The following is a 22498-nucleotide window of genomic DNA, read 5'->3' as shown; positions in this document are numbered from 1 at the left end:
TAACAAATTTTAATAAAGCTGCTTTCACAATGCCCCCTGATAGAGTTATGGGGGTACAGTTGGAATTTTGCGCCTAAGGCTCACTGACTCGATTGGGCCAGCGATCGCCCCTCTGTCAGACATGTCCTGCCTACAGCAGTAAAACTGATAGAGAGGCATCTTGAAGCTCCAAAATCGGTTGGCTATTCGAGCTGGGCTTGACGACCTCTGTTAGTTCTAGAGACAACCAGAGACGAAAACCGTGTTGGACTTGGTAAAAGTGGCTGCTCAAATGGCAACGGTGGGTCAACTGATCCGCCAAGGGGCGATCGCTATCCAACAAAAACAGACCCGTGCCCTCGCAGTCCTCACAGCAATGGCGGAACGTCCAGAACACTATCGCCAAGCCCTCCAAGCGTGGGGCGAGTCCTTTGCCTTTAATGCAGCTGAACCCATTGAGTCGCTGACGGTAAAGCACACTGTCCCGCCTGCCCCAAGGGCACATACGATTTTTGCCACCGATGGTTCGCAAATTGCCCCCAGTCCCCACGAAATTGCCTATTGCTATTTGGTTAACGTAGGACGGGTGGCGATCGCCTACGGTCAAGGCCAGCGCCCTCATTTAGATAGCGTGCCGCAGTTGGTGTATGACCCCGATGAATTGGGGCGATCGCGGGGCTGGGGCTTCACCCTAGAGGATTGGTTACGTTACCGCCGCACCCAAGCGGAAATTCTCGGCCTTGTTGAACTCATTCAAACTCAAAATCAGAAAGCTCCCAGCTTAGCCCTTGTGGATGGTTCACTCATTTTCTGGGGATGGGAATCACTGCCGCCAATGGTGCGGCAGGAATTGTTGAGGCCAATCTTAGCTGCTTGGGATCAATTGCGAGCCCAGCGAATCCCCTTGGTGGGGTATGTCAGTGCCTCCCGCAGTCAGGAAACGGTGAATTTTCTGCGCTTGGGGGTTTGCCCCTATCCTGAACCCAACTGTGCCCTCCACTGTGGTCAGACGAGTCAGACTGGCTTCGAGGTAACCGGCGATCGCCCCCCTTGTCAGGTCTTTGATTCCCTGCGGGATGTGCTCCTCTGGCAAGCGCACTTAGCACCGCAACAGCATAGTTCCCTCTGGCGTGGCCGCAGCCGCATTTTGGAGCACTACGGCGAACATCACATCTACGTTGCCTACCTCCATGGTGGCTCAGAAGTGGTGCGCTTGGAAGTACCTCAATGGGTGGCCCAGGATCCAGACCTATGGCAACAAGCCGTCTCGTTGACGGCAGCCCAAATTGAAAAAGGCCGGGGTTACCCTGTGGCCTTGGCAGAAGCCCACAATTTAGCCGTCGTGCGTGGCAGCGATCGCCAGCGCTTTTTTGCTTTACTAGAGCGGGAACTGATTAAGGCAGGACACTGGTATGTGGCGCCTTCCCCCAAAGAGCAACGCAAACGCCAAAGTATTGCCTAGGTGGCTGCTGTGCGTTGGTTTAGGCATCGCCGGTTGGGGAACGCAGTTGGCGCTACCGCCAGTGAGCGGCTGGTTCCTGGCCTTTGTGGGCATTGTGCCCCTGTGGTGGCAGTGTCAGGTTTTATCGCCGCTATGGGCAGCGATCGCCGGCCTGTGTTGGGGCTTGGGGTTCTATGGCACTAGCCTAGTTTGGGTGTGGGATTTGCATCCTCTCACGTGGATCGGCATTGCCCCAGTGCCCAGTTGGCTGATTTCGCGGGGCATTTGGCTGTTTCTCAGCACTTGGGGGGCCGCCCTGAGTGGAAGTTGGGCCTTGTTGATGGCGCGCTATGGGGTGCGGCGATCCGCGCCTTGGCAACTCCTATGGGGTGTCACCCTGTGGTGTGCCCTGGAAGCCCTCTGGAGCCATTCCCCCCTGTGGTGGATTAGTTTATCCCTAACCCAAAGCCCCCAGGGACTGGTGCAACTGGGTCGTCTGGCGGGGCCGACCACCATGACAGCGGTAGTAATGACAGTGAATGGCTTAGTTACCTTCCGTCTGCGGCGGTACCCAGGGGCAAGGGTTTGGCTTGCAATGACCCTCGGGGGGGCGATCGCCCTCAATGGGGTTTTAGGTGCCAGTGCCATTGCAGATCACGGGGAACCCCTACGGATAGGTTTGATCCAAGGCAATATCCCAACACGGGAAAAGCTCACTCCAGAGGGGATCCGCCGCGCTTGGCAGATCTATGCCCAAGGCTATCGCCAACTCGTGGGTTGCGGGGTTGATGCTGTCTTAACCCCTGAGGGGGCCCTGCCCATTCTCTGGCAACGGCAGCAAATGAATCCCATCACTCGGGTAGTGCGGGAAGCGGGTGTGCCCCTGTGGTTAGGAACATTTATGGAGACGGCAGGGGGGCATCATCAGGTGCTCCTGACCCTCGATGGCAACGGTGAGATTGACAGTCACTATAACAAAGTGCATCTTGTCCTATTGGGGGAATATATTCCCGATTGGCTGGCAGGAGTGGTGCAGCGGTTATCCACCTTGCGATCGCGCCTGATTCCGGGAGACCCTGAACAGATCTTTACCACCCCTTGGGGAAATGCAGTTGTCCTGATTTGCTTTGAATCCGCCTTTTCCCACCGCAGTCGCTGGCAACTGGTTCATGGTGGGGAGTTGATCCTCAGTGTTGCCAACAATGATCCCTACCGTCGCCAACTCATGACCCAGCACCACGGCCATGATGTGTTGCGCGCCGTCGAAGGCGATCGCTGGCTAGTGGCGCTCCACCAATACGGGCCTTTCCGCGGTGATTGCACCTACGGGAGAAACCCTCTGGCTCTCAAACGCCGACGAGTTTGTGATTCATGCTGCAACGATTTGGCGGCGGCAGACCCAGACCCTCTACAGCCGCTACGGGGATTGGTTGCTTCCCCTCTTACTGGGGATGCTTAGTTTATCCGTTCTTCGACAACGAGAGTTGCACTGACCCATTCGCCGCGATCGCCATAGGTACGAATCAGGCGCTGCCGCTGCCCCTCTGCCCACAGCCAGCCCACCTCAACAAAGAAGGGCTGACGAAAGGACACCTGTAGGGGCGTGAGGCTAGAGGTGCCATCGGGGAGCAGCACAACCTGCTTAGGTTGATCCGTATCGCTAAAGAGGAGCCGTGAACCCGCAATTGTGGCCGTTGTTTTCACCTCGTGGTCGGGGGTTTGCAGCAGTTGGTAGAGCCGATCGCCCTCCCGCCAAAGGCGAAGCTGGGTAGGAGTTTCCGTGGGCGATCGCCAGTCGGCATAGACAGTGTAGGCGGTGCCGCGCCACTCGCCAAGGAGCTGATCTACAGTTAAGGGAGGACGTTCAACCGCATGAGTGTGGGCACGAAACTCGCGAATCAGGGTCATGGACTCTAACTGCTGATTTTTGTTAAAGAGCTGGACAAACCGTAGCCGGCGATCGCCCATGACAAAGCCATACTCGGCGCCAAACTCGGCAAAGGGCGCCACCTGCAACGAGCCCTTGGAAAAGGCCCCCGTCGGAAAAAAGACATTTTGGCGGCCAATGGTGGCGTACTCCTGCACCGTTTCACTGGTGGGGGGCTGATCGAGGCCATTGCCAAAGCGTCGTAGTTCAAAGCGCACTCGCTGGCCATCGGCAGTATCGGCAAGGATCAAAATAGAAGGCACCGAGGCCCCCAGTTCCCCCGTAGGGCTGACCGCCGTAAAGGAGCCCTGCCATTCCCCAAGGTTTTTGCGAAAATTGTCCCAGTTTGTTGTCATTGATACCCGTCGTTGCTGGGCGGTCAGCCCCCATGGTATAGAAAAGATCAGGTACGAACTGTTGGAGAGTTTGCGGGTTGCAAATGTGGCGGCGCGATCGCCAGCACTCAGAAAAAACTTTGATAGGATGGGGAGTGTCAGGGCGCTGACAAACAATCGCCATTGGGAGACCCGTGCATGACCACCGACCTCTTTGACTCAGGGGCTGGTCGCATTTTAATAGTCGATGATACCCCCGAAAATGTTGAAGTTTTAACAACCCTGCTGCAACTGGAAGGTTATGATGTGCGTGGCGCCATCAGCGGCCAAATGGCGCTCATGGGTATTGAAGCAGAACCTCCAGATGTCATCTTGCTGGACATCATGATGCCCGATATGAGTGGCTATGAGGTCTGTCAAACCCTCAAGGAGAATCCCAAGACCAAGCATATCCCCATTATTTTTATTAGTGCCTTGGATGATGTATTTGACAAGGTCAAGGCCTTTGAAATAGGTGGCGCTGACTACATCACCAAACCCTTTCAGCAGGCGGAAGTGCTGGCACGGGTGAAAAATCAGTTGACGATCGCCCTCCTACAGCGGAAGCTCCGGCAAAAGAATGCTCTCTTGCAAAAGCAAAACCAGCAACTGCAGGAAATTGCGGAAGAGCGCCGTGAATTGGTGGCCTCACTGCAAGCAGCGCAAGAACAGTATCGCCAAATGTTTGAGGAGGCCGTGGTGGGGATTTACCAAAGTTCTCCCGAGGGGGTTTACTTCAAAGTGAACAATGCCCTAGCACGCATCTATGGCTATGCCGATGCTGAAGACTGGTTAGCGGATATTGAGCACCACAACCAACGCCCCTACGTGGATGACAGCAGTTGGCAGAAGTTCCAGCAACAGATTCAAACCCGGGGAGTAGTGCGCAATTTAGTTTCCAAAGTGTATCGTGCTGACCAAACAATCACCACCATCTGCGAATGCGCTCGCCCTGTCAAAAGTGAGGACGGCCAACTCCTATACTATGAGGGCTTTGTCTTTGAAGTGCCCACCCGCAATCCATGAAGCAAACCCTAACCGCACTCTTGGGGGATGCTGCTGTTTATCCTATTGCTGAATTGGGCGATCGCGCCCCCCACCTGCGTCCCTATCTGCCTGAGCATGCCCTGCTGGTGACTCCCCCGACCCCAGAAGCCGGGGCAGAAGTGATTGCCTGTGCCCAACGGCAAGGCTGGCGCGTATTGCCCATGGGGGCAGGTACCAAACTCAACTGGCTCGGAAACACCCCCCAGGCAGATATTTTGCTGCGGACAACGGCGTGGTGCAGGCTCATTGATCATGCGGCTGCCGATATGACCGTCACCACCCAAGTGGGCATCCCCTTGCAACACCTGCAGCACCACCTGGCGCCCGCAGGGCAATGGATTGCAGCGGATCCCCTCTTTCGGGAAACAGCCACCCTCGGCGGCTGCTTGGCCACCCAAAGCAATGGCAGCCTACGACAGCGGTATGGGTCCTGGCGCGATCAGTTATTGGGGGTCAAGTTCATTCGCAGCGATGGCCAAATTGTCAAAGCCGGGGGGCGAGTGGTCAAAAATGTGGCCGGCTATGACCTGATGAAGCTGCTCATCGGTAGCTATGGCACGCTGGGAATCCTGACAGAGGTGACGTTGCGGGTCTATCCCCTGCCCGATGCGGTACAAATTTGGCAGTTGCGGGGAGAAGTCTCTGCCTTGGCCAGTGGATTGGCGGCAATTTTAACGAGTTCCCTGGCGCCGGCGCGCTGTGTGCTGCGCCTTGAAGGAACGGGGGCACTCTTACTGGAACTGGAGTTTCATACGCTGCGGGAAGTCTTGGCTGCGGGCACCTTGGGCGATCGCCTCAGCCACATTGCCCAGACCCATGATTTACAACTTGAACCCAAAGCCCCCCCAGGGATTACCCTCCACCCCACCCCCGAGCAAGTGATTCTCAAAATCGGCGTGCCATTGCAGGAGATGTTGCCCGCCCTTACCCAGCTGCAGCAGTTGGCAAGGAAATTGGCCTGCGAGTGCCGAGGCGAAATGAGTGCCGGGGTCGGTTACGCCTATCTCCACGGAGAGGAGAATGATCTCCGTCAACTAATTCTCAGGCTGCGCCAAGGGTTACCACGGGGCTATGTCACTGTCTTAGCCGCACCCCTGAGCCTCAAGCAGCAACTGGATCCTTGGGACTATCGCGGCAACGCCCTTGAATTGATGCGGCGTCTTAGGCAACAATTGGATGCAACGGGTGTCTTTGGCACTGGCGTTTTTGTCGGCAATCTCTAGACAAGTTTTAATACTTCCGAATGACTGCAACTGATCCTGTGGCTCGCCCGCCCGATCCACACCTGATTGATGCCTGTGTCCACTGCGGGTTTTGCCTCTCGACCTGTCCCAGTTATCGGGTCCTGGGCACAGAAATGGACTCCCCCCGTGGCCGTATCTACCTCATGGATGCGATTAACGAGGGGCGAGTACAATTAGCGGATGTTGTACAGCACTTTGATTCCTGTTTGGGTTGCTTGGCCTGTGTCACCACCTGTCCCTCGGGGGTCGAGTACGATAAGTTGATTGCGGCCACCCGGGTGCAAGTGCAGCGTCATTATTCCCGTCCCGTGGGCGATCGCTGGCTGCGGCAGTTCATTTTCCAAACGCTGCCCTACCCCCAACGGCTGCGGGCGCTCCTGTGGCCCCTGTGGCTCTACCAAAAACTGGGCTTGGGGAATCTTGAAAAGCGCCTGGGACTCCTCAAACGGCTACTGCCGAAGTCCCTAGCGGCCATGTATCAAATGCTGCCCTCCCTTTCGGCAAAGACATTTCGCGTTCCCTTTCCTGAGGTGGTACCCGCCCAAGGGAAACAGCGGGGCCGCGTCGGGGTGATTCTTGGTTGTGTGCAACGGTTCTTTTTGCCTGAAGTCAATGAAGCCACAATCGCCGTCTTAAGTGCCAATGGTTTTGAGGTAGTGCTGCCACGCCAACAGGGCTGCTGCGGTGCCCTACCCCATCACCAAGGGGAACAGAAGCAGGCGCAAACCCTGGCTCGCCAAATGATTGACTGTTTTACTGCCGCTAAGGTGGAGGCCATCTTAATCAATGCCTCGGGTTGTGGCCATACCCTCAAGGAATACCATCACCTGTTGGCGGCTGACCCTGAGTATAGCGATCGCGCCCGCGAGTTTGTGCAAAAGGTTGAGGATGTACAGGTCTTTTTGGTCAAGCAGGGCTTGGTGACGGCCTTACATCCCTTGGGCGATCGCCCCCTCACCTTGGTCTATCAAGATGCCTGCCACATGATCCACGGCCAAAAAATCCGCCTTGAGCCGCGGCAACTGCTCCGCCAAATTCCCCAAGTGCAACTGCGAGAACCACTGGATGCGGCGTTGTGCTGTGGCAGTGCCGGCGTCTACAACATTCTCCAACCGGATGTGGCAGCCGAATTGGGACGCCAAAAAGTGCGCAACCTACTGAATACGCACCCCGATGTCATTGTCTCAGCCAATGTGGGCTGCACGGTACAGTTGCGGCAGTATCTGCAAGCGCAAGGTAGCCCAGTGCCCATATACCACCCCATCCAACTGCTAGACTTGGCCATTCGCGGTGAGCCGCTTCCCTCCTAGGCAATGTCTGGGGGGGCACTGAGGATTGAGCGTACTTGGGCCAGTAACCATTGCCGCCCCACTTCCCAGCCGCGCTCCCCATCCGCCTCCAGGATCATCAGGCTATCCACTGGCTCTGCGGCCAACAGTTGAAACAGGAGGGGAATAATTGGCATGGCCACTGGGATCACCTGTTCATCACAGGCCTCTTGAGCCATGGCTTCGCTGCCGTAGGCGTGGATAACATTTTTTTGTTGGTGGGGAGGTTGCTGTTCCTCTAGGGTAATCACCTGCCATTGGCCATCCCGGGTTTGCAGGACGTAGTAAACCGTTTGCCCGTAGCGCTGGGCTTCCTCGTAGAGGATGGGGGCGATCGCCTGTACCGCCGCCACCGTTGCAGGGTCAGCAGGGGCGTTGGCAATCAGTTCATCCACTTGGGTCAGTAAATCCACAACACCTCCTTTCGGAACTATAGAGAACTATTCCTTGGCTTCAAGGGCATCGAGATCAAGGGCACGGGAGCCACCCGTACTTAAAATGGTCAGCACTTTCCCCAATTGATACCACACCAACAGGGCGGTGGCGATCGTCAGCACGAAGGCAATGATCATACTCAGCCCCAGGCCAAAACCATAGGTCCACAATCCCGCCATCAGGAAAAGCCAGATGCCAATGGCAATCCCCAAGTAGGGCAACTGCAGCTGGGGCCCGCGCAACTGACTCAGAACACGAGTAGAGCGACTGCGGTTCCATTCTTGGACGCTCTGCTTGAGGGTGGCCTCAAAGGCTTTGCCACTGGTCAATCCCATAAAAATACCGGCCAGCAGCAAGACAATCGGTGGATCAAACACGGGATACCTAATCCTTCTTTGACTTCAGGGAGGTTAATAACCGCTGCCAACCCTTAGGGGGCCACCACCAAGGAATTGCTGTCCTCTTCTTTACCGAGCGTGTGGGAAACAGAGGCCTTGAGGGCTTCCCATGCCACATCAATAAAGAAGAGAGGACGGAGATCAGACTTGACCAAATTCCAAAGGCGTTGCACCTCTTCGGTGTGGAGACGGTCATCTTCGGTTAACGCTAGCACAATTTGCCGCCGCAGGTACTGTCCCTCCTCAGAAAGGAGATATTGCAAGCCCAAGGTGGCCGTTGGGGCGAGGTTAAAGTGCTGATCCTGCCGAGCGATCGCAATCAAGTTTTCTAGTCGTTGCCACTGGAGACGACCATCCTTGAAGAGGATATCCAATAGCCGTCGCCGCAGTTGGGGCGATTCTCCTTGGAGCAGACGCCGTGCCACATAGGGATAGCTGACATCGACAATGCGAAAGTTGGGATTGAGGCATAGGGCAATGCCCTCTTGGGTCACTAGGGAGCGAATGATCAGGGCAAACTTGGCGGGAACACGGAAGGGATAGGCATACATCAACTTAGAGAAGCGATCGGTGATCACCTTGAAGTTGAATTCCCGCACACTGGAGCCAATCACCTCCTCAAAGACCGACTCCAGGGCAGGAATAATCGGCGTCATATCCGTTTCCGGAGTAAGAAAGCCCAGCTTGACAAAGTCCACCGCTAGGGCTTGATAGTCCTTGTTCACCAAATGAACCACGGCATCCACCAGGGATTCTTTAGTGCTCTCCTCCAGCTGATCCATCATGCCAAAGTCAATGTAGGCGATACGGCCATCGGGCATGGCAAAGAGGTTCCCGGGATGCGGATCTGCATGGAAAAAGCCAAATTCTAACAGTTGCCGCAGACCAGAAATTACACCGATACGGATGAGCTCATCGGGATTGACGCCCGCCGCCACCATGCAATCCGTACGGCTGAGTTTAATGCCATGGATCCACTCCAGGGTGAGCACATGCTCAGTAGTGTATTCCCAATAGATTTTCGGGACTTTGACCGTGGGATCGTCGCGGAAGTTGGCGGCAAATTTCTCGGCATTGCGCCCTTCATTGAGGTAGTCAATTTCCTCGTAGAGCTTGCAGCCAAATTCATCCACAATGTCCCGTAGGTCGTGGCAGAGGTTAATGGGTAGCCAAGGCTTGATCCACTGCACCAAAAGGCGGATCAAAAAGAGATCGCGAGTAATCACGGGCAAGAGATTGGGACGTTGCACCTTGACAGCCACTTCCTCGCCACTGTGGAGTTTGGCTCGATAGACTTGGCCAAGACTGGCGGCGGCCACAGGTTGGGGTGAGAATTCGGCAAAAATATCCCCCAAGTTTAAGTGCAGATCCCGCTCAATGATGGCAATGGCAACCTCGTTGGGAAAGGGAGGCAGTTTGTCTTGCAGAAGCGTGAGTTCGTCGAGGTAGTCGGGAGAAATCAAATCGGGGCGAGTGGAGAGGGCTTGACCGACTTTGATGAAGGTTGGGCCTAACCGGATCAGGAGTTTGCGCAGTTGCATTGCCCGCAGGGGACGCTGACTTTCCTGTTGACCCAGCCACTTGTCCCACTGCAACAGCAGCCAAAATGTTAAGAAAGATACCGAAATGTGAACGAACCGCCAGATGACTTGCCAAGGATGTCGCCAGTAGTAGTGGGCGATCGCCTCAGGATCGTAACGACGATGACCAGCACTAGGGACAGCAGAAACACGGGCAGCCACAGTTTTTTTCACCTTATTCTCTGAAACCCAAGTTACTACAAGCTTCTCCCCTTGCCATGGGTGTTTCCACGGAGCACCTTTGGAAACAACGTAAGCAGCGGTTGCAATTATGAGGATTTTGTTGATCCCCAGCCCTAGAGAAGCTGATCTTTTCGGGTTTGCTTAAATATAGTATAGAAAACTACATATAAGCCCTGCCAATCAATAAAATTCTTAACAAAAGTTTAAGGTTGGAGGTTCCAGCAATTCAGCCGTTGGTTGAATCAGGTCCAGCCGCTCGAACGGAATTTCAATAGGTTCGGTGGTGCGGATTTGCCGATAATGGTACCGTAGGGCATCTTCTTATTCACACCCTTCCATGGCCAACAGGATCATTGCCACATCTGTTCTTGAGGAGTTGTTGGCGCGATTGCCTCACTTGCGATTGCAACTGTATTTCAAAACATCGCTGACGGCGCTCTCCCACGCCATGGAGGATCAGGTTTTGGCCAGTGAGGATGCGCCAATCATTATTGCCTGCTTTCAGCGGGAACGCTTTTATCGCCAAGAAGCCCATCGCTACCAGCGTATTGCCACAAAGTCCCACCATGTCTACGTTTTGGCTGCCCCCGAAACCGAGTTTACAAACTGCTCTGGCGACTATGAAACTGTGGCCTTTGATCCCGGCGATGCCCTCACTCAAGAATGGCATTTGACCGTCTTGGGCAAAAATTACAGCACTTGCTTGGTCTGCCGTGAAGTCCAGCGATCGCCCACCCATCGCTTCGAGGTGTTGCCGCCGATGGATGCAGCGCGGCGTTTTGAGGGCATTTGGACGTTTGATCGGCAGGTGGCGGCAACAACGGCTGAAATTCTCCTCAACCGTATTCGGGAATACCGCCCTGAACTCAAGGAGAAACTCAGGGAAGGTCTAGTATTGGTTGAAACCTATCGCCAATTGGAGGGGGGCAATCCTGATCCTGCCCCCTTTGTTGATCGCCTAGTTACCTATCTCCAGGCAGGCCAGTACAAGCAAATTAAGGCCTACCGCCAAATTGCCATTCAAGAGCGCAAGGAACGTCTCACCAATGCAATTACCACGGCGATTCGCAATTCCCTCAATCCCACGGAAATTCTGACTCGCGCCGTGGCGGAGCTGGGGGAAGCCCTCAAGGGCGATCGCTGTCTAATTTATCGTTGCCGCAGTACTGATACGCGGGTGCCCATCGAGCACGAGTATACTAGCGGTGCCCTGCCCCCCTTGCAATATCAGTATTGGCCTGTGGCTGAGCACCCCTACACCCAGCAGGCACTGACCCATCAGCGGATGATTCAGGTGGATGATGTGGCCGCTGATCCCCACTATGAGGCCACCCGTTTCAAGCCCCTCGATGCTGCCGGCGTCAAAGCCCTCCTACTGGCGCCTGTTCTGTATCGGGGGCGACTTTTGGGTATTGTCGAACTCCACCGCGGCGAAGCGCTGCCGTGGCACGATATGGATGCAGAATTAGTGGAGGCGATCGCCGCCCAAGTGGGGGTTGCCCTGATTCAGGCAGAGGCCTACGCCGATTTAGAAGAACTCAATGCGCAATTGGAGGCATTAGATCGTACCCGCAGCAATCTAATTGCAATTACAGGTCATGAGCTGCGCACGCCCCTTTCGACCATTCAAGTCTGTCTCGAAAGCCTAGCCAGTGAACCTGATATGGATCCAGAACTGCGGCAGGTGATGCTGAGTACCGCTCTCGCCGATGCTGAGCGTATGCGGAAACTCATTCAGGACTTCCTCACCCTCTCCCAGTTGGAAAGTGGCCGGGTGCAGTGGCGACCGGAACCGCTGTCCCTCCAGGAACTGGTGGATTTGGCCCTCAGTAGTTTGCGCACCCCCAAGGATCAGCTCCCGACAATTCAGACCATCTTGCCCAAGGAACTGCCCCTTGTGCGAGCCGATGGTGAGTGGCTGGTGGAGGTGCTCTCGAAGTTACTGGACAATGCCTGCAAGTTTACAGAACAGTCGGGTCAGGTCTCCATTGCAGCAAAGCCCCGTCCTGATGGGTTACTAGAAGTGACCGTAGCCGATACGGGGCGCGGCATTGAACCCGATCGCTTGGAAAGGATTTTTGATCGCTTTTATCAGGAGGAGGGAGCACTGCGGCGCTCTGCGGGGGGAACGGGGTTGGGTCTAGCAATCTGTCGCCAGATTATTACCAATTTGGGGGGGCAAATTTGGGCGGAGTCGGCGGGGCGCGATCGCGGTAGTAAGTTTCACTTTACAATTCCCATTGCTGAGGGTTTTTAAATAATGAGCACTTTGGGGAGCCATCGGTCCCGCCCTCTAGCCGTCGGCTCAGCGTCCGGAGGAGGTTACAAGAGACAACAACGAGGGGGCAGCCCGCCATGAGCCAATCTTTTGCCGATACTGCCATTGACATTTTGATTGAGTTAGCGGAGCGGGGGGAAATTGACCCCTGGGATATTCAAGTCGTTGATGTTTGCGATCGCTGTTTGGCGGAGTTGGCACAGCGGGGGGAACCCAATCTCAGTGAATCGGGGCAAGCCTTTTTGTGTGCAGCGATGCTGGTGCTCCTCAAAAGCGATCGCCTAGTGGCCGTTACTGAACCTTCACCAGCGGCAGCGGAAGGCGAGGAGCCGCCAGAGATCGGTGAAAGCCAGTCCTTTGTGGTTTTGCCCCATGCCCTAGAGCAGCATTTACATCGTCGCCCCGTGGTGCCCCCACAACAATGGCGCCGCCTCACCCTTGAAGAATTAATTGGCCACCTGAAAACCATGGCGCTCCAGAGCGATCGCCCAAAGGTGCTGCGGCCTCGTCAGCCCCGGCAGCGTCGCCGTCCCACCACCCTCAGGGCCATTACCCAACTGGCTCACCAAGAAAACCTCACGGAGATGGCTAGGGAAGTGGAAAGCCTTCTCAGGGAAATGGCCCCCGCAGGTACATGGCTAGACTTCCAAGAGTTATTGCAGCGCCAGCCCGATTCCGTGGGTGTCTTTTGGGCGCTGCTGTTCCTCGCCGCCCAGTCTAAGGTGGAGCTCCAACAAACAGATTTTTATCAACCCCTACAGGTGCGGACCTGTCTGCCTGCCGCAATTTCCCTAGAAGACCCAGGTTAAGGTCCCTCTGGCAGAAATGAAAAACCCAGGGGTTTCACCCGCAGTAGAGCCTCGCTTAGGGCAGCGTGGAGATGACCATTGGTGGCTAAAATCCGCCCCGATGTCAGTTGAAAAGGAGATTGATCGTAGGCAGTAACGATGCCCCCAGCTTCACGGACAAGAACTACACCGGCAGCCAAGTCCCAGGGGGAGAGACCCCGTTCCCAATAACCATCGAGGCGACCACAGGCAATGTAGGCCAAGTCTATGGCTGCTGCTCCGCCCCGCCGTACCCCTTGGGTGAGGTGGGTCAGGTAGCAAAACTCAGCGTAGTTATTGTCCGCCGTTTCACGGCGATCGTAGGCAAAACCGGTAACCAAAAGACTGTGACTCAGTTCTGCGGTACTGGAAACGTGAATGGGCTGGCGATCGCGGGTGGCACCGAGGCCTGTTGCAGCGCGAAACAGTTCTCGATGAAAGGGATCATAGACGACGCCAATGTGGGGTTCCCCCTCCACTAACAGAGCCACCGAGACGGCACTAAAGGGGTATTGATGGGCATAGTTGGTCGTGCCATCCAGCGGATCAATGGCCCACAGGAATGGATTGTCCTTGAGTCCCGAAAGACCCGATTCCTCCGCCAACACGGCATGATCTGGACAATGGCGACGAATCACATCCAGGACCGCCGCTTCTGACTGGCGATCGGCCACCGTGACGAGGTCACCAGAGCGGCCTTTTTCCTCAATTTCACTTAATTTGCCCCAGTAGTACTGAAGGACAGCACCCCCTGCTAAGGCCGCCTCCGTAGCAATTTCTAAGTAACGCTGTCGCTCACTCTCCGGCAGCGGGCAACTCACGGCTAACATAGCTGCTTAATCCTCATCGAGGGGCAGCCCTAACTGGACTCGTCCTTTGCCAAAGTAGCGGCCAAATTGCAGCTCATAGACCTCATCCTCATCTTGGGTTTCCACCTCAAGGTCAGAGCGGGGGTAGCTGACACACAATAGGGCGTATCCTTGGGCCTGCAGAGCTGCAGAGAGTCCCATGGCTTCCGGTTGATAGACATGGCCAGAGAGAATACGCACAGCACAGGTGGTACAGGCACCGTTGCGACAGGAAAAGGGCAGCTCAAGGCCCTGGCTCTCAGCGTGTTGCAGGATATAACGATCGCTCGGAACCGTAATTGTGTATGTCCGCGGGGGTGGATCCCCTGACTTGAGGGGACGCACATGAATGGTCACAGTATAGGTTTGTGGCGTGCTCATGATCTCGCTCTCTTAGCGTGAAAGGGGCTGTCAAAGACCTAGCCTTGTCCCTTAGCTACAATACCGTAATCCCAACCGGCTAATGACAATGCTATGGTAGGAGCGGTTCTATGAGCCATATTTGTAGGGAGACCTAAAGTTATGAGTACCTTAGTGGTCATTGCATTTGATGATGAGTACAAGGCAAACGAAGTATTAATCCAGTTACTAAAACTCCAGCGTGAGCATCTCATTGACCTTGAGGACGCTGCTGTTGTCGTGCGCACTAAAGAGGGCAAGGTTAAAATTAACCAGACTCAGGATTTAACCCTCCAGGGTGCCCTTGGCGGTGGCTTTTGGGGGCTATTAATTGGTCTTTTGTTCTTCAATCCTCTCTTGGGCTGGGCTGCGGGTCTTGTGGCGGGAGCGATTTCCGGCAAATTTACCGATATTGGCATTGATGATAATTTCATCAAGGAGTTGGGACAAACCATTGCCCCCGGTAGCTCGGCCATCTTTACATTGGTCCGTCAAGCCACACCTGACAAAGTACTCGAGGAAATTGCTCCCTTTGGCGGTAAAGTCCTGCGCACCTCCCTGTCAAAAGAGGATGAAGCGAAGTTGCAGGAAGCCCTCAACCGAGGCAATGCAGCCTCCCAAGCGCCCGCCCCTAGCGCAGCAACGACCTCTAGTGAAACGACGAACAGTTAGTTTGTTGAGTGTGTCTTTGGGCTAGCTCTCCCTCTAAATTGATTAGGTTGATTAGGATAATTTTGAGAGGTTCAGCCATTCCCTAGATACAGCCTTTTTCCCAAGGATGGAACCCACTCAACACGGCGAAGGCACGTGTCAGACAGCACAGTTCCTTAATCCCTATTGCAGAAAAGGGCTGTCACTGGGCATTGTGCTCATAGTTAGGGATGCCAATCGGCAGTGTTGGGGAGTGGGAGACGGTGCAGGAGCAAACTAAACCAACGGCAGTGATTGCGATCTTAAAGCGCTTTGGCGGGCGATCGCGCCAACTCAATCGTCTCGCTCCCCTTGTTAACAACCAGTGGCGCCGCTGCTTACCTTGGTTGCAACACTGGCCAGGGGTGGCTGGCCTCTCCCTGCTAATTTCCCTGGGGATTTCGGGGCTCTCCCTGTGGCTGCTACTGCGGCAACCAACAACTCCCGGCAATTGTGATTTTGTCCTTTGGCCTCTGGCATCGGCCTCCTTTCGCCTCTACTGTGCCCAACAGGCCGCAGGGCGACACACCCTTGAGGATTTGCTCCATGCCATTGATCTCATTGACGACTTGCCGCGGGATCATCCCCTTGCCCCTGAGATTAATCGCCGCCTAGAGGTGTGGTCCGATCAGGTGTTGACCTTGGCAGAGGAAGCCTTTCATGGAGGGCAATTAAATCGGGCGATCGCCTTTGCGCGGCGGATTCCCCGGGAGGTCCCAGCCTATGCCAAGGTGGAAGAACGCATTCAGCGCTGGCAGGAAATTTGGCAAAAAGGAGAAGAAATCTACCGCCGTGCTGAAGCGGCGTTGAAAAACCTGCAATGGCGGGACGCCTTTCAAATCTCGCTCCAGTTGCAATTTGTTGACTGTCGTTACTGGGCGCAGGAACAGTTTGGTGCCTTTAATGAGCGGATTATCCGTGCCCAACGGGAAGATCGACAGTTGGATGAAGCGCGTGCCCTCATGGCGCAGGGGGGAGCCGATAACTTGGCCGCTGCGATCGCAATTGTGCGGCGAATTCCCACTACCAGTGATATTTACCCCGGTGCGCGGCGATTGCTCAATGAATTGGGTGAGGGATTGTTAGAACTGGCGATCGCCGCCTTAAATCGCTATGACCCCCAAGAAGCGCGGCGAATTGCTAGTTTGATTCCCCCAGATGTCAGGGATACCCCCGCTGCTGAGGATGTGGTGAAGTTGGCAGCAGCAGAAGAGTTTGCTCAAGCAAGGATGGGACAAGACATTGATCGAGCGATCGCCCAAGCACGGACGATTACTGCAGAACGCCCCCTCTACTTTGAAGCTCAACAGGCCATTCGGCGCTGGCAAACCGATCTGAAGGTGTTACAAACCTTAGCAGCAGCCCAAGCCATTGCCCGTGGTGGTACGGTGGACCGCCTTTACGTTGCGATTAACAGACTCAACATCCCTTTGGCGGAGGCGAGTCCCTATCGCCAAGACCAAATCCGCGATCAGCGACGGCTGTGGCAACGTCAAATCGAGATTGCCGAGGATCAACCCCTGATTGACCGAGCCAATATCCTTGCCCGCCAAGGTACCCCTGAAGCTCTGTTGCAAGCTCGCCAACTGCTGGAGCAAATTCGTCCCCAGCGCGCCCTCTATGAAACGGCTCAAAATCGCCTCAAAGAACTCTTTCCCCCCGTTGCAACTGAAGCAGTGAGCTGGCAGCTTGATCCGGAGATGGCTCGCCTGAATGAAGCCCAGCGCCGTGCCCAAGGGGGTCGCGATCGCGACTTTGCCGCTGCTATTGCCATTGCCCAAAAAATTTCCCCCAACTCCAGTGTCTATGCCACCGCCAACCAGTTGATCGTGGAGTGGGGCAACAACATCCTAGAGCAGGCACGCTATTGGGTCGGACGGGACAACCGCCAGGCGATCGCCACCGCCGAACTCATCCCCCCCACCCATCCTCTCTACTCGGAAGCAAGAGAATTGATCCGCATTTGGCAAGAGGCGGAACCCCAGAACCCCTTTTAAGGGTTTTTACTGATTCCTGGGGGCTTCCACAAGCCGCACCTTTTGAGCCAGACCCATCACTTGCAGTGCTCGAATCGTGATCCACGTAATATCAAATTCCCACCATTGCAGACCGTGGCGTGCTGAATGGGGATAGGTGTGGTGATTGTTGTGCCAGCCTTCGCCAAACGTCAGGAGGGCAACCCACCAACAATTTGTGGAGCGATCGCCCGATTCAAAGGTGCGGTAGCCAAACCTGTGGGTCGCACTATTGACAAACCAAGTTAGGTGATACACCAGCACCAGGCGGACAAAGATGCCCCAGACCACAAAGGGCAGTCCACCCCAGAGATATAACAACATCCCTAAAGCCACTTGAATAAGGAGAAAATACCGATTCAAAAAGCGATAGACAGGGTCAGTGTTAATGTCCTTGGTAAGGCGTTCCACCTCTGCCTTAGCGGGCACTTCTTGGAGCATCCAACCCATGTGGGACCACCAAAAGCCCTTTTGGGAATTGTGCTGATCCAGTTCTTGATCGGAGTGGAGGTGATGATTGCGGTGGAGGCCGACCCATTCAATGACGCCACCCTCACAGGCCAAGGTACCGCAAAAAACAAAAAAGTATTCCAGCCATTGCGGACATTGGAAACTACGATGGGTGACAAGACGATGCCATCCCAAGGTAATCCCTAAACCACCAGAGATCCAGTAGAGGACAAAGCAGAGGAGCACTGCCGACCATGAAAACGTCCCAGGCACAAAGGCCAGCAACGCTCCCAAATGGACAATACCCATAAAAAAAATCACCCCCCAGTTGGGACGCAGGGGGCGTGCAGGCAACAAAGAAACAGATGTCATAGAACTCTCGAACACATTGACAAGCCCTAGACCGAGCTAAGCCGTGTAGACCACTCCACTAGGGCAGAGGTAGCTGTGAATGCTTCTTGAATTAGACCTCAAGAAAAGTGTTTTGTCAATAGCCTATATTGAACAAGCAAAACAGCCAACTACTCCTTTCATCATCACAGAGATTGCAGCGCACGTCAAGTGAAAAATTGCTTCAACAATTGGCGGTGCAGCTCACTAGGGGGCTCACCCGTGTCAAGACCCGCTAATCCTAGCCGCTTTTAGTTTTATTAAAATTTGTCAATATGCTATAAATTTCCGTGAAACTACTGAGAAGGAAGCAGCTCCTATCATTTATATTCGTGAATAGGTTGGAAGGAATGAACAGCCGTTTCCCTGGAGTAAATTCTTACTACTCCGCCAATTTACTTATATAAAAAAATTTCCTGTTGTGCAACACGGGGAAGCAACGTGCTAGATTAGTTTACAAAACTTTACATTCCTCCGGTTTCTTCTTTCACTGCATTTGAGGTTTAGGACTATGCCGCTCACACCCATGACCCGCTACTACATTCGCCGTCTGCTTGCAGAGCGTGCTGAATCCCTTGGCCTAAAGGTGAGTGGGAGCGATAGCGAGGCTTTTGCCGAGCAGTTATCGCGCTTAGACTCCTTAGCTGCAACTAAGTTGGCGGAAATTGATCTGATTGTGCGGATGCACCAAACCCTCAGCCGCAATGGCCAGACCTACAATAGCTACCTCGTCAATCTGGAACAGAAGCTCTTCGCTTTGATGGGTCTGGCGGCACAACCTCAAGAAGACCTCAGCGATATCACGCTACCTCAGCTTGATAGCATGGAACAGCCAGCCGCTAAAGTCCTCACCCTAGCGGAAGTTCTTGAACACTTTAACAAAATTGGCGATATTGCCCAGAAATACCTTGGCAAAATGATTGTGGCCAATTATTGGCGGGGGACCCGTCCCTATAGCAGTTGGTTTGCTGACTTTACGGTGACCAATGAGGGTCGGGTCGTTTATCGGTCGTACCAATCCAGCCGTGATATTTACCTCAATAGGGAACAAATTGAGCATTTAGACAATTGGTTGGCGGCTTTTGTGCGGCAGTGTCAGCGAGTTCTTCCCCAATTTACCAAGCAACTGCAAAAAGCAGGAGTTGGGGAAACTAGCCTAGCTGCTAGCCTTCAATGACCATCGAAGAAACAGCCATTCACAGCCCCCTTGCTAACTCATACCGAGTCCTGCGGCTGTTCTTGGCCGTTCTCTGGGTGGGGCTGATTGTCTATAGTTTTGGTTTTGCGCCCCCCGATCAACCGCAAACGCTGACACTCATTCAACGGCTAGCTACTGGAGACTGGCAGGGCATTAACCCCCTCATAGTCAGTCTCTTTAACTTGATGGGTGTGTGGCCACTGATTTATACCGCATTACTCGTGGTGGATGGTCAAGGGCAGCGATTTCCGGCGTGGCCATTTGCTGCTTTCAGTTTTGCCGTGGGTGCCTTTGCCCTGTTGCCCTATTTGATCCTGCGACAGCCTGCACCCCTCTTCACAGGAGCACGCAATAGGGGTGTACGTCTTTGGGAATCGCGGATCACTGGAATTGGGATTTTTTTATTGGCGGTCATCTTTCTGAGCTATGGCTTACTTGCCGGCGACTGGCGAGACTTTTGGCAGCAGTGGCACAGCAGCCGCTTTATTCATGTGATGACCCTTGACTTTTGCCTACTGTCGTTACTCTTGCCCGTGCTGCTTGTGGATGACTGGCAACGGCGAGGCCTAGAAAAGTCACCGTGGCGGTGGTGGAGCCTTGTCCCCTTTGTAGGAGTATTGGGTTACTTCCTTTTGCGTCCGCCCTTAATTCTCTCGAAAAAAAGTGTGGCATGATACAAAAAAATGCCCCTGAATTGGTTTTACTGATTTTACTGATCTGTGAATGCTGAACTCTACACCCAGAGCGAGATTGGCTGGTGTTGAGAGAGTTGCATTGTTGGGGGAATATCAATGCCGACAGCACCCTATGCGATCGCTACACCACCCACACCACCCATTCAACCACCTTGGATTGACATACGACTCATGAACAAAGACGAACCCTTAGCACCAGTCTTTCGCCACATGGCCAGTGGCCTGTTTCCCGCCACAACTGAAACCTACGAACGCGGAAAAACGATTTTCTTTCCGGGGGATCCAGCTGAAAAAGTCTATTTTCTACTGAAGGGGGCGGTCAAGCTCTCACGGGTGTATGAAGGGGGCGAAGAAATCACAGTAGCACTGCTGCGCGAAAATACGGTATTTGGAGTCTTGTCCCTCATTACAGGCACCCGCTCCGATCGCTTTTACCATGCGGTGGCATTTACGAATGTGGAGCTGTTGGCCGTTCCCATCGAGCAGGTGGAAAAAGCCATGAAGCACGATCCAGAACTGCCCATGTTTATGATTCAGGGGTTGTCATCGCGGATTTTGCAAACGGAGATGATGATCGAAACCCTTGCCCACCGCGATATGGGGTCCCGATTAGTGAGCTTTTTGCTGATTCTTTGCCGTGACTTTGGCGTTCCCACGAGTGCGGGAGTAACCGTGGATTTGAAGCTTTCCCATCAGGCGATCGCTGAGGCCATTGGTTCGACACGGGTAACTGTGACTCGCCTATTGGGGGAACTCCGCGATCAAAAAATGATCTCGATTCACAAAAAGAAAATCACGGTGCATAATCCGCTGATGTTGAGCCAGCAGTTTACCTAGGGGTGAGAGGCCACCACCAATTGGCCATAGTCCAGTTTGATCAGGCGATCGGCGACATCGAAATAGCGATCGTCATGGCTAATAACAAACACCGTTTTGCCTTGGGCTTTTAGTTCTGGGAGGAGTTGGCGGTAGAAAATATCGCGAAACACAGGGTCTTGATCTGCTGCCCATTCATCGAAGAGGTAGGCAGGGCGATCGTCGAGATAGGCCATCAACAACGCCAAACGCTTGCGCTCCCCTTGCGAGAGAGAAGTCGTTGAAAAGCGGTTACCTTCTAGGCGAACTTTGTGACTGAGGCGCAGTTTTTCAAGGTAATGTGGGATGACGGCTAGGCGTTCTGGAGATTCAATTCCCAACAGCGAGTCAAAGAGGTAAAAGTCACTAAAGACAGCGGCAAAGTGTTGCCGATACCATTCGTAGTCCTCAGGCCGCAAACAGTGATCATCCACCCAAATTTCCCCTTGGTCAGGAATGTAGAGCCCTGTAATAATCTTGGCCAAGGTGGATTTGCCACTGCCATTACCACCGACAATAAAGACCAGTTCCCCAGCCTCAATGGTCAAACTTAAGGGGCCTAGGGTAAAGGTTGCGGGCTCATCCTTGTGGCTACCGCGGTACTGATGGCAAATCTGCAGTAGAGAGAGGGTTTTCCAACCCAAGGGAGGAAGCTCACCCCTATTATTGATATCTTGGTGCAAATCCCCAAGGTTGAGTTGTAGGGATTCCACTTTCTTGAGGGCAACCCTGGCACGACTAAACACTGGAATGGCATCAATCACCTGTTGCATCGGCAGCATGAGGTAAATAATTGTGAGGACATAGCCTGAGAGAACCGTGGGTGTGGCTCCCAGCAAATGGGGCAGTGTAAAGAGAAAGAAGCCAATCGTCACAAACAACAGCAGCTGCCCCCAACTGGCAGCAATCGCAAAGACCATGTACCCTAGTTCATTTTGCTGCCGTGTTTTTTGAGCTGTGGGTGTCAATTCCCCATAGAAGAAGGCGAGCCGCCGTTGCCGATTGAGCTTGAGTTCTTTGTTGCCCTCGGTGAGTGTCCGAAAGTGGCGAAAAAGGTGATCCTGTTGCTGCCGTGCTCGCTCCAGGAATTTTTGTGCTCTGCCCGCTAGAAATAAGTAGCTGCCAGTACCAATGGCAATTAAGGCGACAAGGGCAAAAAAGAGGGGCGGCGACAGCCAGCCCATGTAAATAAGACAGCCAATCACAATGGCAATGGCATTAAAAAGATTGGGCAACACGGAAAAGGAACGGGAGACAGCATCCACGTCCTCTGTCAGCGTTGCAAGCAGCTGGGGATTACCAATGGCTTCTAACTGGCGTAGGGATGAAGCGAGAATCTGCCGACTGAGGAGGAGGCGCATTTCATAAACCGCCTGTTGGGCAGCCCGCACCAGCAGTACTTGGGAGCTAAAGTGGGTCAACAGCAGTAGTGTGCCGAGGAGAATAAACCCCCCAGGCAAGAGGCGTTGGAGGGCAGGGGTTTTCTGCAAAGCGGCGTTAATGAGGGCAATAAGCGCAGCCGTGCTGCCACCGTTGAGAAGCCCGGCGATTGCTGCTGCAACAATCGTCGGCCAGGCGGCTTCCAGGAGAATCCGAAATAGCTTCACGAATCTCTGGTCTCATCAGGGTTAAGGGTGGATGCAGGTTCTTCGAGATCCAAGTTAGGAATAAAACTGGGGCGATCGGCATTTTCCCAACCGGGAGGACGCTTTGAGTTGTACCATGCAATGAGGCCAATGCTCACGGCAGCAATTAAACCCAGCAGCAACACCCCATAAAAGGGGAGGAAGTTACCTGCACCGACGGTAAAGCCAATTGCCAATGACCCCATTATTTTCCTCGTCAATATTGAGAAATATTTAGAACATCGAACACCACTATATCAATCCTAGCGCTGCTTTGAGAATCCCGAGGGGC

The 22498-nt window shown here is 54.1% G+C and carries 21 protein-coding genes; 12 read left to right on the top strand and 9 right to left on the bottom strand.

Annotated features, from left to right (window positions below; genetic code table 11):
- Positions 1-241: 241 nt before the first annotated feature.
- Positions 242-1441: a DNA double-strand break repair nuclease NurA gene (locus tag Q0W94_RS11765; protein WP_297759458.1), complete on the top strand. Its 1200-nt coding sequence runs from the start codon at positions 242-244 to the stop codon at positions 1439-1441.
- On the top strand, positions 1392-2879 hold the full coding sequence (lnt, locus tag Q0W94_RS11760; RefSeq protein WP_297759456.1) for an apolipoprotein N-acyltransferase: 1488 nt from the start codon (positions 1392-1394) through the stop codon (positions 2877-2879). The genes Q0W94_RS11765 and lnt overlap by 50 nt, the downstream gene beginning before the upstream one ends.
- On the opposite strand, the gene Q0W94_RS11755 is transcribed toward lnt, so the two are convergent.
- Complete coding sequence (locus Q0W94_RS11755) at positions 2876-3703, bottom strand: DUF3598 family protein (protein WP_297759454.1); 828 nt, start codon at positions 3701-3703, stop codon at positions 2876-2878. The genes lnt and Q0W94_RS11755 overlap by 4 nt on opposite strands.
- 177 nt (positions 3704-3880) lie before the next feature.
- On the opposite strand from Q0W94_RS11755, the gene Q0W94_RS11750 reads away from it, so the two are divergent.
- From Q0W94_RS11750 to Q0W94_RS11740, 3 genes are read left to right on the top strand one after another with little or no spacing between them, the layout of a single operon-like run.
- Positions 3881-4747 (top strand): response regulator, encoded by an 867-nt coding sequence (locus tag Q0W94_RS11750; protein ID WP_297759452.1) that lies wholly within the window; start codon positions 3881-3883, stop codon positions 4745-4747.
- Positions 4744-5991 (top strand): FAD-binding oxidoreductase, encoded by a 1248-nt coding sequence (locus tag Q0W94_RS11745; protein ID WP_297759450.1) that lies wholly within the window; start codon positions 4744-4746, stop codon positions 5989-5991. Before Q0W94_RS11750 ends, Q0W94_RS11745 begins: the two co-directional genes overlap by 4 nt.
- A 20-nt stretch (positions 5992-6011) precedes the next feature.
- Positions 6012-7322 carry a (Fe-S)-binding protein gene (locus Q0W94_RS11740; protein WP_297759448.1) on the top strand — a complete coding sequence of 437 codons (1311 nt, stop codon included), beginning with the start codon at positions 6012-6014 and terminating at the stop codon, positions 7320-7322.
- Here the strand turns inward: Q0W94_RS11740 and Q0W94_RS11735 are convergent.
- From Q0W94_RS11735 to Q0W94_RS11725, 3 genes are read right to left on the bottom strand one after another with little or no spacing between them, the layout of a single operon-like run.
- On the bottom strand, positions 7319-7753 hold the full coding sequence (locus Q0W94_RS11735; RefSeq protein ID WP_297759446.1) for a hypothetical protein: 435 nt from the start codon (positions 7751-7753) through the stop codon (positions 7319-7321). The two genes, Q0W94_RS11740 and Q0W94_RS11735, sit on opposite strands and share 4 nt — an antisense overlap.
- A gap of 27 nt (positions 7754-7780) precedes the next feature.
- On the bottom strand, positions 7781-8152 hold the full coding sequence (locus Q0W94_RS11730) for a hypothetical protein (RefSeq protein ID WP_297759444.1): 372 nt from the start codon (positions 8150-8152) through the stop codon (positions 7781-7783).
- Positions 8153-8205: 53 nt separating this feature from the next.
- On the bottom strand, positions 8206-9927 hold the full coding sequence (locus Q0W94_RS11725; RefSeq protein ID WP_297759441.1) for an AarF/ABC1/UbiB kinase family protein: 1722 nt from the start codon (positions 9925-9927) through the stop codon (positions 8206-8208).
- A gap of 346 nt (positions 9928-10273) precedes the next feature.
- Here Q0W94_RS11725 and Q0W94_RS11720 point away from each other — a divergent pair, with 346 nt between their 5' ends.
- A complete protein-coding gene (locus Q0W94_RS11720; RefSeq protein ID WP_315863073.1) occupies positions 10274-12193 on the top strand; it encodes a DICT sensory domain-containing protein in 1920 nt (639 codons plus the stop codon).
- Positions 12194-12291: 98 nt separating this feature from the next.
- A complete protein-coding gene (locus Q0W94_RS11715) occupies positions 12292-13023 on the top strand; it encodes a segregation/condensation protein A (RefSeq protein WP_297759437.1) in 732 nt (243 codons plus the stop codon).
- On the opposite strand, the gene Q0W94_RS11710 is transcribed toward Q0W94_RS11715, so the two are convergent.
- Positions 13020-13871, bottom strand: coding sequence for an inositol monophosphatase family protein (locus tag Q0W94_RS11710; protein WP_297759435.1), 852 nt, complete (start codon positions 13869-13871; stop codon positions 13020-13022). The two genes, Q0W94_RS11715 and Q0W94_RS11710, sit on opposite strands and share 4 nt — an antisense overlap.
- A gap of 6 nt (positions 13872-13877) precedes the next feature.
- On the bottom strand, positions 13878-14270 hold the full coding sequence (locus Q0W94_RS11705; RefSeq protein ID WP_297759433.1) for a 2Fe-2S iron-sulfur cluster-binding protein: 393 nt from the start codon (positions 14268-14270) through the stop codon (positions 13878-13880).
- A gap of 141 nt (positions 14271-14411) precedes the next feature.
- Here Q0W94_RS11705 and Q0W94_RS11700 point away from each other — a divergent pair, with 141 nt between their 5' ends.
- Together Q0W94_RS11700 and Q0W94_RS11695 are read left to right on the top strand one after the other, a co-directional pair.
- Complete coding sequence (locus Q0W94_RS11700) at positions 14412-14960, top strand: DUF1269 domain-containing protein (RefSeq protein WP_297759431.1); 549 nt, start codon at positions 14412-14414, stop codon at positions 14958-14960.
- Positions 14961-15202: 242 nt separating this feature from the next.
- Complete coding sequence (locus tag Q0W94_RS11695; RefSeq protein WP_297759429.1) at positions 15203-16975, top strand: hypothetical protein; 1773 nt, start codon at positions 15203-15205, stop codon at positions 16973-16975.
- A 6-nt stretch (positions 16976-16981) separates the two neighbouring features.
- Here the strand turns inward: Q0W94_RS11695 and Q0W94_RS11690 are convergent, their stop codons facing one another.
- Positions 16982-17815 (bottom strand): acyl-CoA desaturase, encoded by an 834-nt coding sequence (locus tag Q0W94_RS11690; RefSeq protein WP_297759427.1) that lies wholly within the window; start codon positions 17813-17815, stop codon positions 16982-16984.
- Between the two features lie 529 nt (positions 17816-18344).
- On the opposite strand from Q0W94_RS11690, the gene Q0W94_RS11685 reads away from it, so the two are divergent.
- From Q0W94_RS11685 to ntcA, 3 genes are all read left to right on the top strand, one after another.
- On the top strand, positions 18345-19010 hold the full coding sequence (locus tag Q0W94_RS11685) for a hypothetical protein (protein ID WP_297759425.1): 666 nt from the start codon (positions 18345-18347) through the stop codon (positions 19008-19010).
- Positions 19007-19705, top strand: coding sequence for a DUF2834 domain-containing protein (locus Q0W94_RS11680; RefSeq protein WP_297759423.1), 699 nt, complete (start codon positions 19007-19009; stop codon positions 19703-19705). The genes Q0W94_RS11685 and Q0W94_RS11680 overlap by 4 nt, the downstream gene beginning before the upstream one ends.
- 192 nt (positions 19706-19897) lie before the next feature.
- Positions 19898-20563 (top strand): global nitrogen regulator NtcA, encoded by a 666-nt coding sequence (gene ntcA / locus Q0W94_RS11675; RefSeq protein ID WP_297762437.1) that lies wholly within the window; start codon positions 19898-19900, stop codon positions 20561-20563.
- Here the strand turns inward: ntcA and Q0W94_RS11670 are convergent.
- Together Q0W94_RS11670 and psb35 are read right to left on the bottom strand one after the other, a co-directional pair.
- Positions 20560-22188, bottom strand: coding sequence for a cyclic peptide export ABC transporter (locus Q0W94_RS11670; RefSeq protein ID WP_297759421.1), 1629 nt, complete (start codon positions 22186-22188; stop codon positions 20560-20562). The two genes, ntcA and Q0W94_RS11670, sit on opposite strands and share 4 nt — an antisense overlap.
- The gene (gene psb35, locus Q0W94_RS11665) at positions 22185-22412 is read right to left on the bottom strand and encodes a photosystem II assembly protein Psb35 (RefSeq protein ID WP_297759419.1); all 228 of its coding nucleotides are present in this window, start codon (positions 22410-22412) and stop codon (positions 22185-22187) included. Before psb35 ends, Q0W94_RS11670 begins: the two co-directional genes overlap by 4 nt.
- Positions 22413-22498 lie beyond the last annotated feature (86 nt).

Source organism: Thermosynechococcus sp., assembly GCF_025999095.1.
Taxonomy (GTDB): domain Bacteria; phylum Cyanobacteriota; class Cyanobacteriia; order Thermosynechococcales; family Thermosynechococcaceae; genus Thermosynechococcus.
The sequence above is the reverse complement of the archived record's forward strand: the minus strand, read 5'-3'. Positions and strand labels throughout refer to the sequence as shown.